14 protein-coding genes are annotated in these 14,066 nt (G+C 45.8%); 5 read left to right on the top strand and 9 right to left on the bottom strand.

Translation table 11 applies throughout. From position 1 onward, the window contains the following. Positions 1–88: 88 nt before the first annotated feature. The 7 genes from ACYVNW_RS00605 to ACYVNW_RS00575 form a co-directional block, all read right to left on the bottom strand. Entirely contained in the window at positions 89–409 is a 321-nt protein-coding gene (locus tag ACYVNW_RS00605; protein WP_460677889.1) for a hypothetical protein, read from the bottom strand. A 74-nt stretch (positions 410–483) separates the two neighbouring features. Then, entirely contained in the window at positions 484–1,737 is a 1,254-nt protein-coding gene (gene dctA, locus ACYVNW_RS00600; RefSeq protein ID WP_460677888.1) for a C4-dicarboxylate transporter DctA, read from the bottom strand. A 159-nt stretch (positions 1,738–1,896) separates the two neighbouring features. Beyond that, positions 1,897–2,847, bottom strand: coding sequence for a glycoside hydrolase family 43 protein (locus tag ACYVNW_RS00595; RefSeq protein WP_460677887.1), 951 nt, complete (start codon positions 2,845–2,847; stop codon positions 1,897–1,899). Positions 2,848–3,105: 258 nt separating this feature from the next. After that, positions 3,106–3,876 carry an SDR family NAD(P)-dependent oxidoreductase gene (locus tag ACYVNW_RS00590; protein ID WP_460677886.1) on the bottom strand — a complete coding sequence of 257 codons (771 nt, stop codon included), beginning with the start codon at positions 3,874–3,876 and terminating at the stop codon, positions 3,106–3,108. 53 nt (positions 3,877–3,929) lie between these two features. After that, positions 3,930–4,706, bottom strand: a complete 777-nt coding sequence (locus tag ACYVNW_RS00585) for an MIP/aquaporin family protein (protein WP_460677885.1) — start codon at positions 4,704–4,706, stop codon at positions 3,930–3,932. A gap of 13 nt (positions 4,707–4,719) precedes the next feature. After that, positions 4,720–7,326 (bottom strand): MGH1-like glycoside hydrolase domain-containing protein, encoded by a 2,607-nt coding sequence (locus ACYVNW_RS00580; protein WP_460677884.1) that lies wholly within the window; start codon positions 7,324–7,326, stop codon positions 4,720–4,722. Between the two features lie 110 nt (positions 7,327–7,436). Next, entirely contained in the window at positions 7,437–7,715 is a 279-nt protein-coding gene (locus ACYVNW_RS00575; RefSeq protein ID WP_460677883.1) for a hypothetical protein, read from the bottom strand. A 177-nt stretch (positions 7,716–7,892) separates the two neighbouring features. Between ACYVNW_RS00575 and ACYVNW_RS00570 the strand changes: the two genes are divergently transcribed. The 5 genes from ACYVNW_RS00570 to ACYVNW_RS00550 all read left to right on the top strand — a co-directional run bounded on the left by ACYVNW_RS00570 (position 7,893) and on the right by ACYVNW_RS00550 (position 11,392). Then, positions 7,893–8,537, top strand: a complete 645-nt coding sequence (locus ACYVNW_RS00570; protein WP_460677882.1) for an OmpA family protein — start codon at positions 7,893–7,895, stop codon at positions 8,535–8,537. Positions 8,538–8,570: 33 nt separating this feature from the next. Continuing rightward, a complete protein-coding gene (locus ACYVNW_RS00565) occupies positions 8,571–9,152 on the top strand; it encodes a PRC-barrel domain-containing protein (RefSeq protein WP_460677881.1) in 582 nt (193 codons plus the stop codon). A 138-nt stretch (positions 9,153–9,290) separates the two neighbouring features. Beyond that, entirely contained in the window at positions 9,291–9,776 is a 486-nt protein-coding gene (locus ACYVNW_RS00560; RefSeq protein WP_460677880.1) for an inorganic diphosphatase, read from the top strand. A gap of 68 nt (positions 9,777–9,844) precedes the next feature. Then, positions 9,845–10,798 (top strand): helix-turn-helix transcriptional regulator, encoded by a 954-nt coding sequence (locus ACYVNW_RS00555; protein ID WP_460677879.1) that lies wholly within the window; start codon positions 9,845–9,847, stop codon positions 10,796–10,798. A 72-nt stretch (positions 10,799–10,870) separates the two neighbouring features. Continuing rightward, entirely contained in the window at positions 10,871–11,392 is a 522-nt protein-coding gene (locus ACYVNW_RS00550; protein ID WP_460677878.1) for a DinB family protein, read from the top strand. An 84-nt stretch (positions 11,393–11,476) separates the two neighbouring features. On the opposite strand, the gene ACYVNW_RS00545 is transcribed toward ACYVNW_RS00550, so the two are convergent. Both ACYVNW_RS00545 and ACYVNW_RS00540 read right to left on the bottom strand, forming a co-directional pair. Further along, the gene (locus tag ACYVNW_RS00545; protein WP_460677877.1) at positions 11,477–12,736 is read right to left on the bottom strand and encodes an arsenic transporter; all 1,260 of its coding nucleotides are present in this window, start codon (positions 12,734–12,736) and stop codon (positions 11,477–11,479) included. A gap of 18 nt (positions 12,737–12,754) precedes the next feature. Beyond that, the gene (locus ACYVNW_RS00540; protein ID WP_460677876.1) at positions 12,755–13,996 is read right to left on the bottom strand and encodes an MFS transporter; all 1,242 of its coding nucleotides are present in this window, start codon (positions 13,994–13,996) and stop codon (positions 12,755–12,757) included. Between the last annotated feature and the right edge of the window lie 70 nt (positions 13,997–14,066).

The following is a 14,066-nucleotide window of genomic DNA, read 5'->3' as shown; positions in this document are numbered from 1 at the left end:
GGTTTTTGCTTTAGTACGGCAAAGCTAAAGTTATTGCGGGTATTGTCAAATTATTTTTTGCCGTGTATAACTTGAACACGTAAACAATTTAATTGCCGACATCACCAGTCAAGGCTTGCTCTTCTTTCTCCCGCACCACCAGTTTGTCAACCGTAAGCGTACCTACCTGCAAATCTTTAATGATCATCTTTTTGATGGCTACCCTGCCGATGGCCAAAGCACCTATAGCTATTGCCCCCACAGAAAGCGCACCCAGTGCGAACGCCCCTAAAGCCGAAGCCCCGATAGCAGTAGCCCCTACAGCCGCCGCACCAATGGCCGAAGCGCCAACCGCGGTTGCCCCCTTACTTTCAGCCCCTATGGCCTTTGCGCCGGTTAGTTTAGTTAATGAGGTATTGAAAAGTTTCATAAGCTTAAATCATTGATGTATGGCTAAAGAACACCCTGCAACAAAAAATGATTTAAGTAATTAGAATGAGAGGTTTACAAAACCGGAACTTCGGTAGCCTGCCGGTATTTCTCCTTATCAAATGCATTTTCACTTTCGGCCACTACAATAGTGGCTACGCCGTTGCCAATAACATTGGTTAGTGCCCGGGCTAATGACATAAAGCGGTCCACTCCCAATAAAATAGCAACGCTTTCTACCGGGATAACTTTTATAGCCGATAAAGTAGAAGTTAATACGATAAAACCGCTCCCGGTTACACCCGCAGCCCCTTTTGAGGTGACCATCAGAATACCAATAATGGTCAACTGCTGCTCCCACGTCAACGGAATATGAAATGCCTGTGCCAGAAATATAACCGACATGGACAGGTAAATGGTTGTTCCATCCAGGTTAAAGGAGTAACCCGTAGGGATAACCAGGCCCACCACCGAACGGGCACAACCCAACCGCTCCATCTTTTCCATCATGCTGGGCAATACAGGCTCTGATGATGAAGTGCCGAATACAATCAGTATTTCTTCTTTAATATATTTAAGGTATTTAAGCAGGCTGAATTTCGCCAAGTGACAGATGACATTCAGCACCACAAAAATAAACAGAAACATAGCCAGGTAAACCGCACCCAGCAGGTTAAGCATGGGGCGCAAACTGCTGATACCATACTTACCCACCGTAAAGGCCATACCGCCGAACGCCCCAATGGGTGCTACCCGCATTACTACACCCATAATGTTGAAGAACACTTTCGACAGTTTATCAAATGCCACCGTTAAGGATTTACCGGTTTCGCCCATTTTGCTTAAACCATAACCGAACAAGATGGCGAAAAACAGGATTTGCAGAATGTCGCCTTTAGCAAAGGCATCGAATACGTTGCCGGGGATGATATGGGTAAAGAACTCAGTCCAGTTCATTTTTGAAGCGGCATGCTGGTAAGTGGCCAGTTTTGCGGTATCTTTCGCTGCGGTTACTACCATACCGTCGCCCGGTTTTAACAGGTTAGCCAAACCAACACCTAATATTAATGAGAAGGTAGTTACCACCTCGAAATACAGGATGGCCTTACCTCCTACCCGGCCTACCTTCTTCATATCATCCATACCGGCTATGCCCAATACGATGGTAAAAAATATGATGGGGGCAATCAGCATTGTAATCAGTTTGATAAACGTTTTACTGATCAATTCAGCCGTGGGCGCAAATTTGGGGAAGTAGATGCCTACGATAACGCCTAAAATAATGGCAAGGATAACCTGAAAGGTGAGATTGGAGAGTAAGCGCTTCATGACTGAAGCAATATTAACGAAAATGCGCGGGGAATGGGAAAAATCAAATTTTAACTTTTGTCATTGCGAGCGGCAGCGTGGCAACCGCTTGCTGTACAGAGACGCTAATGCCTCCGTGCGATTGCCACGTCGTCCCTCCTCGCAATGACATGTTTTGATTTATTTACTTACTCCGGTAAATGTCATCTTCACCGGCAGGATATGCCCTTGTTTATCAAAGTGCATTTCATCAATACAAGTTACCCGGTGGTTGGCATCAGTTTCGCCCAGCGGACGGCGGTGATAAACAATAAACCACTTGCCTGTTTTAGGATCATGGATAACAGAATGATGACCGGCACCTGAAGCAATTTTCGGATCCTGCTCCAAAATCACGCCCAGGCGTTTAAACGGACCGAAAGGAGAATCGGCAATGGCATAGGCTACATGGTAACCGGGGCCGGTCCAGCCGCCTTCACTCCACATAAAATAATATTTACCGTCTTTTTTGAACATGCATGGACCTTCTACATAATTTTCGGGGGTAATTTCTTTGTATAAGGTACCATCGGCCATGGGTTCAATGCCGGTAAAATCCGATTTGAGTTTTACCACATTACAATGGCCCCAGCCACCATAGTACATATAATAACTACCATCTGAGTTTTTAAACACAAACTGATCAATAGGTTGTGCACCGTTTACAATTTCGTTAATCAGTGGCTTGCCTAATAAATCTTTATATGGGCCTTCGGGCTTATTGGCAACAGCAACACCAATACCCCCAACCTCGTTAGGATGCACATCGTTAGCGCCAAAAAACAGATAATACTTACCTTGTTTTTCGAGCACGGCAGGTGCCCACATGGCCATATGTGCCCACTTAATAGCCGAAGTATCTAAAATATTGGCATGTTTAGTCCAGGTGCGCAAATCTTTTGAGGAGAAAGCATCAAAGTGTACCTGCTCTTTATATTTGGCAGAATAGGTAGGAAACACCCAGTAAGTCTTTCCATAAATTATACCTTCAGGGTCGGCGTACCAACCCGGGATAATTGGATTTTGCGCAACTGATTTTTGCAAACCCAGCGCAAAAACAAAAGCGAAGAGGAAAAAATGTTTAGCTGACATATATTCGAAATATGTGCTAAAATAGGATTTATTTTGAGTTGGAAGTTGCTAAATTCATAAATGTTATATACTGAGGCGATGAAATTACACCTGCTTTCTTAGAAATTAAGACTACTCTTCACTAAACTGTCATTTCGACCGTAGGGAGAAATCTTCTTTGTGCGGTATTTATAAAGCAGACCAGCTTGATGAAGAAGATTTCTCCCTACGGTCGAAATGACAAAAGGGAAAAGTTATTTAAATTGTAGTGAGCCTTACTTATTGCTCCTCGTAATGGTAAGTTAAACCGCCATCTACAAAATAGCTGGAACCGGTTACATATTTGGCATCATCAGAAGCCAGGAAGGCTACTACGGCAGCCACATCTTCCGGCTCACCAAATTTGCCCATGGGTATATTTTTGGTTACTTTTTCCAACTGGTCGGGCGTATTTAATAGCTTTTTATTGATAGGCGTAGCAATAGCGCCGGGGCAAACGTTATTGATACGAATATTAAGCGGAGCCAGCTCAGTAGCCAGGTTGCGGGTAAACATTTTTAATGCCCCCTTACTGGCGCAATAGGCCGCAAAATGCGGGAATATAATTTCTTCGTGCACCGAACTCATGTTCACAATTACGCCGCTGCGGTTATTATCTTTTACATAATTGACAAAAGCCTGGGTACCAAAAAATACCCCTTTAAAATTGGTATTCATCACCAGGTCGTATTCTTCTTCAGTTACTTCCCAAAAGTTATGGTTACGTTCTACGCCGGCATTATTCACCAAAATATCGAGGCTGCCAAAGGCGGCAATGGCGTCTTTTACCAATTGCGCCACATTTTGTGCCTGGCTGATATCTGAACCTATAAACTTGGCTTCACGGCCCAGGTCTGTTATCTGCTTAATCATATCCTCGGCCCGCTCATCATACTTGTGTCCGTTTAGTATGATGTTAGCACCTTCGCTGGCTAAACGGATAGCGCATGCTGCGCCTATGCCCTGGTTACTGCCGGTTATCAACGCTACCTTATTATCAAATCTGCCCATGTTGTTCAATTTTTATTTTTACTACTATAACAGTTATCTCGCTGTAGGTTTTATCAATTTGAAGTTTTTATACTTGGTGGCGAATGATGATTATGGTAGCTTACCCTTGCTGCTTCTATTTGATAATAATGGTGCAAACGCAGCCACCTGAACAAGGCTACAACTACCACCACTCCAACCAATGGCCCTGCCCAAAAAAGCCAGTACCCTGTGTACACACCGCTTATCACCGCCGGCCCGAAACTACGGGCAGGATTAGTGCTGCAACCGGACAAGGCACTCTCGGCCCATACCATAAAACTGTACAAAAAAGGCATAGTATAAGGTGTATAATTGCGCAACTTAGGGCTGCCTACAAAACTGAATATCACCGTAATTAAGCAGGCAGTGGTGATAGCTTCGCCAATAAATGCAGCGATCATGCCGGCATCGCCGGGTACGGTATTACCATAGCCTACACTTTTGCCTTGTTGGCCCCAAAACAATAGCGGCAGGCAACCCACTACTGCGCCTAACATCTGACTACCTACATAGGCCAGCATGGCATGCGTTTTCATTTTACCCCGCAGCCAGAAAGCAATGCTAACTGCAGGGTTGATGTGCGCCCCACTAATTTTACCTACCGGCGAAAGCGTGACCAAACAGCCAGTACAGCCAAACAGAAAGCCGGTAAGCAGGCGCCTTGAAGGTACATCAGGAACCCATTCAGCAACCGGCGAACCATTGCCCCAGTCAAATATGACCACGCTGAGGCCGATGGAAAGCAATAATGCCGTGCCTATAAATTCCGACAAGCATAAACGCAGCAAAGTTTTATTAGATGATGACATTAACGGCTTATCATTAAATAACGGCGATTAACGCTGTCCATCCGGTTTGATGGCTGGCCCCTAAACCTTTGCCATTATCTCCGTTAAAATATTCGTGAAACAAGATATAATCTTTAAAGTGCTCATCATGGTTTAGCTTAGGATGACCGCCAAACACCGGACGTTCGCCATTTTCATCACGCAAGAAAATGCGTTTTAAGCGCTGCCCCAGTGCTTCGCCAATTTGCCGCAGCGTGCTGTACTGCCCCGAACCGGTAGGATATTCTACTTTAAAATCATCCGAATAGTAATCATGAAAACGGTAGAGCGAATCTATCAACAGGTAATTGATCGGCATCCATATAGGACCGCGCCAGTTGCTGTTACCGCCAAACATTCCTGTATCGCTTTCGGCAGGTGCATAATCCACGCGGTAATCTGCGCCATCCAGCTTATAGTCGAATGGGTGCTGCTCATACACTTTAGATAAGGAACGAATGCCATAATCTGATAAAAACTCATTGGGATCGAGCATACGTCGCAGCAGCATTTTCATGCGGTGCCCACGCAGCAGGGAAAACAAATGCTCCTCTCCGCCCTGCGTATCTTTCCAGCGGCTTACCAGTTGCACCAAATCAGGGCGCTGCTGCATAAACCAATCCAACCGGGCTGCCAGTTTGGGCAGGTTCTCCCATTTGGATTGCTGCCATACAATGGATGCAAACATGGGTATTAAACCTACAATAGTACGCAGGCGCAAACGGTCGAAACTACCGTCGGGCTTTTTCAGCAAATCATAATAAAAACCATCTTCGTCATCCCAAAGGCCGTTGCTATCGGGGCCGGTAGCGGCAATAGAGCCTGCGATGTAGAGAAAATGCTCGCCAAATTTTACGGCCATACTCTCATAAACCGAATTATGCATGGCCAGTTCCATGGCAATGCGCATCATGTTGAGGGCGTACATAGCCATCCAACTGGTACCATCTGCCTGCTCCAGCAAACCTCCGCCGGGTATAGGTGCGCTGCGGTTAAACACTCCGATGTTATCTAACCCTAAAAAGCCGCCTTCAAAAATATTATTGCCTTCGCTATCCTTACGGTTTACCCACCAGGTGAAATTGATGAGTAGCTTTTGAAAAATTTCTTCTAAGAACTGCACATCGCCCTGTCCTGTACTTTTGCGCTCTGCCTTGTACACCTTCCAGGCGGCCAAAGCATGTACCGGTGGGTTGGCATCGCCAAAATCCCATTCATATGCCGGTAACTGGCCGTTGGGGTGCATAAAGTCGGCGTTAACTAACAGGCATAGCTGCTGTTTGGCAAAATTTACATCAATGGGTGCAAAAGCAATACAATGAAAAGCCAAATCCCAAGCCGCAAACCAGGGGTACTCCCAGGTATCTGGCATCGACATGATGTTTTGCGCCAAGAAATGCTGCCAGTGATTGTTACGATGATACCGTCGTTCTGCCGGAGGCGTTGGTTCTCCCGGATCACCATCCAGCCAGCGCTTTACTTTATAAGTATAAAACTGCTTGCTCCAAAGCAAACCGGCCCAAGCCTGGCGCTGTATCAGCTTTTCATCGTCTATAGCATGCGGCTTTTGTTTGGTTTTGTAAAACTCATCTGCCTCAGCAATACGGGTATCAAACAGGTGGGCCGCATTAGCGAAAGCATCTGTACTTTTGGCCCTGGTTAAACGCAGGTAAATTTCGGCACTGCTTTTGGCTTTTATATTTAACTGATACCAGGCAGCGGCTTTGGTCCCCTCGCGTTTTGCATTTACTGCTTTTTTGTCATTGTTAACTACACGGTTATTGATACCATCTTTTACATAAGCGGTAATGTTAGCGCTATTGTATAAATGCTGGTTATTGCTTTCATTTTCCGTGAATAACAACTCCGGGTTTCCATCGGCATAAAGATAATAATCGCCCAACTCGGCCGATTTGAGCATTACCTGGTTGTTGCCCTGATCATACAACTGCGGGCGGGCAGTGCCGTCTGTCCAGTCCCACGTATTACGAAACCATATTTGCGGCAGCAGGTGCAGTTGAGCCGTTTTGCTACCACGATTAAATACGGTGTAACGAATGTAAATATCATCTTCGGCTGCCTTAGCATACTCAATAAATACATCGAAATACTGGTCGTTATCAAAAACGCCGGTATCTATCAATTCATATTCCGGGTCGAGCTTGCCCCGGCGGACATTCTCCTGAAGCAATTGCTCATAAGGGAAAGCAGCCTGCGGATATTTGTACAGCATTTTACAATAGCTGTGTGTAGGTGTGCTATCCAGGTAATAATACAGCTCCTTTACATCTTCACCGTGGTTGCCCTCACTGTTGGTAAGCCCAAACATGCGCTCCTTTAATATATGGTCGTTACCGTTCCATAAAGCCAGGCTAAAGCACAGGTGCTGCCCATCATCACTAAAGCCGCCTATACCATCCTCTCCCCAGCGGTAGGCTTTGCTGCGGGCCATATCATGTGTTATGTAATTCCAGGCATCGCCATTGGCGCTGTAATCTTCCCGCACGGTTCCCCACTGGCGCTCGGCCAGGTAAGGCCCCCACTTCAGCCAATTGTGCGTTTGGGTATAATGTTGTTGTAGGCGTAATTCTTCGGCAGTCATCTGAAAATTTATAGGCTGTACCAGCCATTAAGTATCGGTGCAAAATAAAAAAAGCATGCAGTTTATTAAACTGCATGCTCTGTTATGTCAAGGGTTTTACCGTCACCTTGTTATGCTTCTTTGATTTCATCCACCGGATGATCAGTTTCGGCTTTCAGGTTCGATTTAACGGTATCCATTATTTTTTCTTTAAAAGAATTGATTTCATCCTCTATAAAAGGCACTTTTTCTTTTAGCGTTTCCCAACCTTTATTCAGCGTTTCAGAAAGTTTGCTACCTTCTTTGCTGCTTTCGGTTGCAAACAGATAAGCAATGGCGGCACCTGCTGCTGCGCCTACCAGTAAAGGTACAATAGGGTTACCTGATTCTTTTTCGTCGATGTTGCTCATGCCTTTTTTGTTTTGTATAGGTAGTGTAACAAGCGGGCTTAGCTTAGTGTTTGAAGCAATTACAGTTTACTTCTAATCACAGTTCACCCAAGCCTATTTAAAACATTTTAAAACTTATTGAAGTGTTTACGCATTTCTCCTAAGTAAAATTTTTATCACTCAAACAATAAAAAAATTATGGCAGAATTATTTGTTCAACCTAAAAAACGTACGCCCTGGTGGCTATGGCTGCTGCTATTACTGCTGATACTGGGCATTGCTTATTATTTTTGGAAAGGCCGCGACCAGTTAGGCGCTACCAATAATACTACCACTGTTACCGATAGTACTACCACAACTACAACGGCTATGCAGGTGAGCCAGCCCGAATGGCATACCGCCAACTTTAATGCTCCTGCGGCAAAATACCAGGAAGTAACCGATCGGGATATCCAGGTGGGCGAAAACAGCGAATATGCCGTATACAGCCTAGGCGAAAACATTTTGTTTAGCAAAGACCAAAGTAACTTACAAGGCAGCGCCGATGCCAAGCTGAAGCAAATAGCCGCCTCTTTAAACCAGCGTTATAAGGATGCGCGCATAGGCGTTTTTGGCCATACCGACTCAACCGGTGATGCCAGCAAAAATAAACAATTAGCTCAGCAGCGTGCAGAAGAGGTTAAAAACTGGCTGGTACGCAACGGAGGACTTGCTTCAAACCATATTTCGGTACAGGCCCTGGGCGAAGAGCAGCCTATTGCTACTAACGGTACCGCAGCGGGCCGCCAGCAAAATCGAAGCGTACAGATTGTGGCCATGCGCGATAGCAGTGCCGCACAATAAAATTAAGATGTGTAAACTTAACAACGATTAACAATGTCTACCGAACACGATTATACCGACACCAACCGCCTGGAAGCTTTGGGCGGCAGTGATTATGAAATGGCCGACGGGCAGCCCAACATTAAAGGTTGGGATGTATATGATATTAACCGCCGCAAAATTGGCGAAGTTGATGAGCTACTGTTTAACCCTGCATCTCGCCGCGTGCGCTACATGGTAGTTGATTTAAGGAAAAATGATTTCAACCTTGCCTCACGCAAAATTGCTATTCCGGTAGGTGTTGCTGAGTTGCATGAGCACGATGATGAAGTACTGCTGCCCGAAGTAACAGCGGTACATTTAACCTCATTGCCAGCCTATGAAACCGGCAAACCACTGACTCATGACCGCGAGCTGGCCATCCGCAATGCTTTTGCAGTGCCGCAGCCTGAGGTAATTAAAGGCGCCGACTTTTATGAGCATGAGCACTTTAATCAAAATCGCTTTTACGGCCGCCGCTACCAGCCGCAAACCGACACTGTAGCTAATGACCACCTGCTGCCCGAAAGCCAGCATCCGCATAGCGATGACTCCTCTTCCAATTCAGATATCTACCGGGAAAAACCCATCCCGTAAATAAAACAAGCAAGTTACCTGCCTGCGTGTATAATGCCGCAGGCAGGTGCTATTGTGTTAGCAGTTCCTTTCATTTATTCACTTTTCACCTGATAGCCGTTTGTGGCTATCCACTCATATTTTAAATAATCAATCAGTATGGAACTCATTACCACAATCATAGAATCACCTAAAGGCAGCGGGCATAAGTATAATTACATACCGGAAATGAACTGCTTCAAGCTGACTAAAATTATGCCGGCCGGACTGGTATTTCCCTTCGACTTCGGTTTTATTCCGGGCACCAAAGGTGAGGATGGCGACCCGCTCGATATCATCGTGATTTCGGAAATTAAAACATTCTCCGGCTGTTGTATGGATTGCCGCATTATTGGCGCCATTAAAGCCAACCAAACCGAAGAAAATGGTGAGACTGTGCGTAATGACCGCTTTTTAGGCGTTCCCGAGGTTTCACAACAGTTTAGCGAAACAAAATCGATAGAAGATTTGCCCCAAGGCATCATGAGCCAGATTGAATACTTTTTTGAAAATTATAATGAGCAGGCCGGTAAGGTCTTTGATACCATTGGCCGTTTAGATGCCAAAGAGGCTTACCAGTTACTAAAGGAGAATAAAGCCGATTAAGGAACTCGTTGTTTACGGTTAAATTGCTAAACTTGCTGTGTTTCAAATACAGCAAGTTTTTCTTTTTTATGAACCGTGTTGACCGCCTTTCGGCTATTTTGATTCAGCTGCAATCGCGCCGGGTGGTGAAAGCTCAGGATATTGCCGACCGCTTTGATATCAGCCTGCGTACGGTGTACCGTGATATGAAAGCCCTCGAAGAAGGCGGCATCCCGCTAATTGGCGAAGCCGGGCAGGGTTACTCCCTGCCCGATGGTTACCGCCTGCCCCCGGTAACCTTTACCCGCGATGAAGCCATGGCATTTATTACTGCCGAAAAACTGGTAGGCCAGCTAACGGATGAACTGAATGGCGCCAGCTACCAATCGGCTATGTATAAGGTAAAGGCCGTGCTTAAAAATACGGAGAAGGACTATCTCTCGGCCATGGAAAGCCGCATTGAAGTGCTGCAAGCCAGGCGCAGGCCGCATTTGCGGGCCGGTATCAATCCGCTGCAAACCATATTGGCAGGCATTGCCGAAAAGAAAGTGATCAGCCTTCATTATTTCAGTTATTACCGCCAGCAGCAAACTCAGCGGGAGGTAGAACCGGTAGGCGTATTCTTTTTAGACAACTATTGGCACTTGGTAGCCTGGTGCCGCAGTCGGCAGGCTTACCGCGATTTCCGTTTTGACCGAATGACCAATATTCATCTGGCCTCAGCTGAATTTGAAGATCGGCACCCTACCCTAAAAATTTACTTAGACGGCCAGTACCAGGAACGCAACCTGCAAAAAATTGTTATTTGTGTGGATAAGAAAGCAGCCTTGCATTTGGGCGAACAGCGGTATTATCACGGCTACATTGATGAAACCGAAACACCCGAAGGTATGGAAATGACTTTTTTAACTTCGAATCATACTGAGGGTTTTGTGCGCTGGTTTATATCATTCGCTGATTATGCCCAAATTGTGGAGCCCGCCAGTTTGCGCGAGCGCATTTATCACATACTGAGCGAATCTTTAAAAAAATTTCATTCCTGATTTTTCCTGCTGACATAGGGTTGTCATTACCGGGTGGGATATTTGAATTGTAAATCAAATATCCCAACACTTATGCTAACTACATTACTGCTGAAAGAGCTGAAACTGGAAACCGAAATTACCCGCAAAATGCTGCAATGCCTGCCTGATGATCAATTTGGCTGGAAGCCCCACACCAAAAGCATGACCATACAGCAACTGGTTACCCACATTACCGAAATACCGGGCTGGCCATTTATTGTACTGACAACTGCTGAAATAGATTTTGCCAACAATCCGCACCAACCTGTTTTGGTAAACAGCAAAGCCGAAGCGCTTGAAGCATTGGAAAACTACTATCAAAAAAGCGTTCCTGAGCTTGAGAACACTACCGACGAAGTATTACTGAATGAAACCTGGAGCATGCGTGCCGGCGATTATGTGATTGATACTTTGAGCAAATATGACTCTATCCGTATGTCGTTTAATCAGCTCATACACCACCGGGCACAATTAAGTGTATTTCTGCGCCTGCTGAACATCCCGATACCTGGCAGCTACGGCCCCAGCGCTGATGAGATGGAGCAAATGTTCCCGGAGATGCAGAACTCGTAATTTAAGTTATTTTATTAAACATGAATGGGCGCTGTGCAAATACAGCGCCCATTTCTGTTTATGACCACCCGGAAATATTTGTTTTTAGCTATGTGGATGTACCAAAATTAAACTTGCCAGTGTAAGCAATAATGCACCGCTCATGATTACTATTCCTAATTTGAAAAACTGCCATGCCGTGCAGCTCTGCGCTTCACGGCGTAAGGCAATCAGCCATAATATGGTGGCCAGCGAACCTGTTACCGATAGGTTTGGCCCCAAATCAATACCGGTTAATATGGCGCTCCTTACGCTTTCTGAAATATGGCTCACCTGAACCACATTACCTGCAATTAAGCCGGCAGGCAGATTATTTACCAGATTACAAATATAAGCCACACCCAATCCGCTCAGCCATACGGCCCCATCTGCAGATTGTGAAACCTGATGCTGCAATACATTACTCAGTAAACGGGTAAGTCCGGTACTATTCAGCGCCTCCACAATCACAAATAAACCTGCCACCAAAGGCAATACTGACCAGGATACTTTTTTGATTAAAGGCAAAGGCGAACTGTGGGTAGACAGTACAACTATCAGCATGGTCAAAATTCCGGTTATCGCTGTAGGCAAACCCAAATCCCATTTTAAAAACGACGCACTCAGTAAAACTACAGCTGTGAATACAATACCTCCCAAAGCCAGGCGCCCACCTTTTGAAAGCTGGGGCACTTCAATATCGCTTTCAATACGCTTGTGCAAATGTTTACGCTGTAGAAAAAATAGTAGCAAATAGGTAGACAAAACAGCAACAAATGAAGGTAGAAGGTATAAACTCAGCCAGTGCAGCAAGGCAGGCATGTGGCTGCCATAAATAACCAGGTTAGCCGGGTTGGATATAGGCAACACAAAAGATGCGGCATTGGCCACAAAGGCACAAATAAGCAGATAAGGCAGAGGCTTTTCTACTTTAGCTGCTTTAACAGCAGCTGCTACTGCCGGGGTAAGCACCACCGCGGTAGCATCATTTGATAAAAATATAGTAACCACCACACCCACCAGGTAAATAAGCGCAAAAAGTTTTATGCCTGAGCCATCAGCTGCGCGTGTGGCCCGGGCAGCAAAATAGTCAAAAAGCCCATGCTCACGGGCGGTTTCAGCCAGAAGCATCATCCCTGTCAAAAAAAGGTAAACATCAGTCCCTTTAGCCACACCGGCCCAGCCCGCTGCCGGAGTAATTAAGCCAAACAGCAAAATCAATACAGCGCCTGCCACCGCCCATATAGCCTCCATTATTTTAAAAGGCCGAATGATAACACCTGCAATAGCCAGGGCTGATATAATCCATATCAAATAGTGTGTCATTAAAACTAATAGTAAAATTTAAGCCAATTGAGTTTTGTGGTGATTACAGGCATCTTTCATAGGTTTTGCATAAATGAGCCATAATAATACAGATATGGTTGCAAAACTGCCCAATATCAAAAAAGATGTATTATAGCCCATACCCTGCGCCAGCCAGCCGCCAATGGCAGGGCTTAATGCTGCACCGAGCCCCTGCACCGTCATTACTGCGCCCTGGCCTACGTTAATGCGGCCCGTTCCATTTAAAATATGAGCTACCAATGCAGGCACGGCAACACTTTGCAGCCCTGCCCCTACACCATCCAAAATTTGCACCGGGTATAAACCTATCGGGCCAATCATGTGCGCAGCTATAAAGCCCCGCAGCGGCAGTGCCAAAAATGAGATGAGCATCACCAGCCAATATCCTTTTTTATCGGCTATTTTTAGCGCTGCTAATGAGGCTACCACCATCACCAGCTGGGCAATTACAATAGTAAGCGCTACAAACATAGCAGGGTTAACATTGCCTTTTGCCGAAGCAGCCATACCATACATGGGCAACAAAGCGCCGTTACCTAAATGAAAACAGGCGAGTGCCGCCGATAAAATGAGCAGCGGTCGGCATTGCAGCAGCACTTTCCAGCCACTGGCTTGCTCATCGGTACCTTCATCACCCTTCAGGCCGCGGGCTGCCTTGTCATCAATGGCATTTGCCGGTATGAATAAGGCTGAGGCAATAGCCAATATGCCAAAACAGGCCGCCAGAATAAACACGGCCATCATCCCAAATTTCATAGCTAAAAAGCCGGATAATGCAGCGCCAACCACATTGCCGGCATGATTGAATGCCTGATTGCGGCCATTTTGCTTGTTAAAGCCTTTTTGTTTGAATATCCCCAAAGTAATACCGGTTACTGCCGGTACTATGGCCGCCCCTGCAATAGCCGTAGCCACCTGCGATACCGATACCACCCAGAAGTTTTGAGACAACAGCACAATGCCCGAAGCGGCTACCGTAAATATACCCGGAATAACTACAAACCATTTTTTATGGCGGGTTGCATCTATCAGCGCTCCGGCAGGGGCAGTCATCAACATTCCGGCAACGCCACCAATGGTCATTACAGAACCAATGAGGCCGCTTTGCCAGTGATGTGCCAACAGATATATGCCCAGGAAGGGGCCTATGCCTGCCTGCATATCGGCCATGAAAAAGTTGAGGGCCAGTAAAGAACGTGTAATATGTTTACTGATTACCGGCTGTGTAGTTGATGCCATATCCATCTAAGCTAAATCGCACCTGTTAATCAGCAACAACCAAACAGTTAACTTTTTGCCAAGAGTAAAG

Source organism: Mucilaginibacter koreensis (assembly GCF_054783355.1).
This window is presented reverse-complemented; position numbering and strand designations above follow the sequence as displayed.

Bases quoted from the DNA above. Each gene is read 5' to 3' on its own strand.
- ACYVNW_RS00605 (WP_460677889.1), bottom strand. From the start codon at position 409: ATGAAACTTTTCAATACCTCATTAACTAAACTAACCGGCGCAAAGGCC.
- dctA (WP_460677888.1), bottom strand. From the start codon at position 1,737: ATGAAGCGCTTACTCTCCAATCTCACCTTTCAGGTTATCCTTGCCATT.
- ACYVNW_RS00595 (WP_460677887.1), bottom strand. From the start codon at position 2,847: ATGTCAGCTAAACATTTTTTCCTCTTCGCTTTTGTTTTTGCGCTGGGT.
- ACYVNW_RS00590 (WP_460677886.1), bottom strand. From the start codon at position 3,876: ATGGGCAGATTTGATAATAAGGTAGCGTTGATAACCGGCAGTAACCAG.
- ACYVNW_RS00585 (WP_460677885.1), bottom strand. From the start codon at position 4,706: ATGTCATCATCTAATAAAACTTTGCTGCGTTTATGCTTGTCGGAATTT.
- ACYVNW_RS00580 (WP_460677884.1), bottom strand. From the start codon at position 7,326: ATGACTGCCGAAGAATTACGCCTACAACAACATTATACCCAAACGCAC.
- ACYVNW_RS00575 (WP_460677883.1), bottom strand. From the start codon at position 7,715: ATGAGCAACATCGACGAAAAAGAATCAGGTAACCCTATTGTACCTTTA.
- ACYVNW_RS00570 (WP_460677882.1), top strand. From the start codon at position 7,893: ATGGCAGAATTATTTGTTCAACCTAAAAAACGTACGCCCTGGTGGCTA.
- ACYVNW_RS00565 (WP_460677881.1), top strand. From the start codon at position 8,571: ATGTCTACCGAACACGATTATACCGACACCAACCGCCTGGAAGCTTTG.
- ACYVNW_RS00560 (WP_460677880.1), top strand. From the start codon at position 9,291: ATGGAACTCATTACCACAATCATAGAATCACCTAAAGGCAGCGGGCAT.
- ACYVNW_RS00555 (WP_460677879.1), top strand. From the start codon at position 9,845: ATGAACCGTGTTGACCGCCTTTCGGCTATTTTGATTCAGCTGCAATCG.
- ACYVNW_RS00550 (WP_460677878.1), top strand. From the start codon at position 10,871: ATGCTAACTACATTACTGCTGAAAGAGCTGAAACTGGAAACCGAAATT.
- ACYVNW_RS00545 (WP_460677877.1), bottom strand. From the start codon at position 12,736: ATGACACACTATTTGATATGGATTATATCAGCCCTGGCTATTGCAGGT.
- ACYVNW_RS00540 (WP_460677876.1), bottom strand. From the start codon at position 13,996: ATGGCATCAACTACACAGCCGGTAATCAGTAAACATATTACACGTTCT.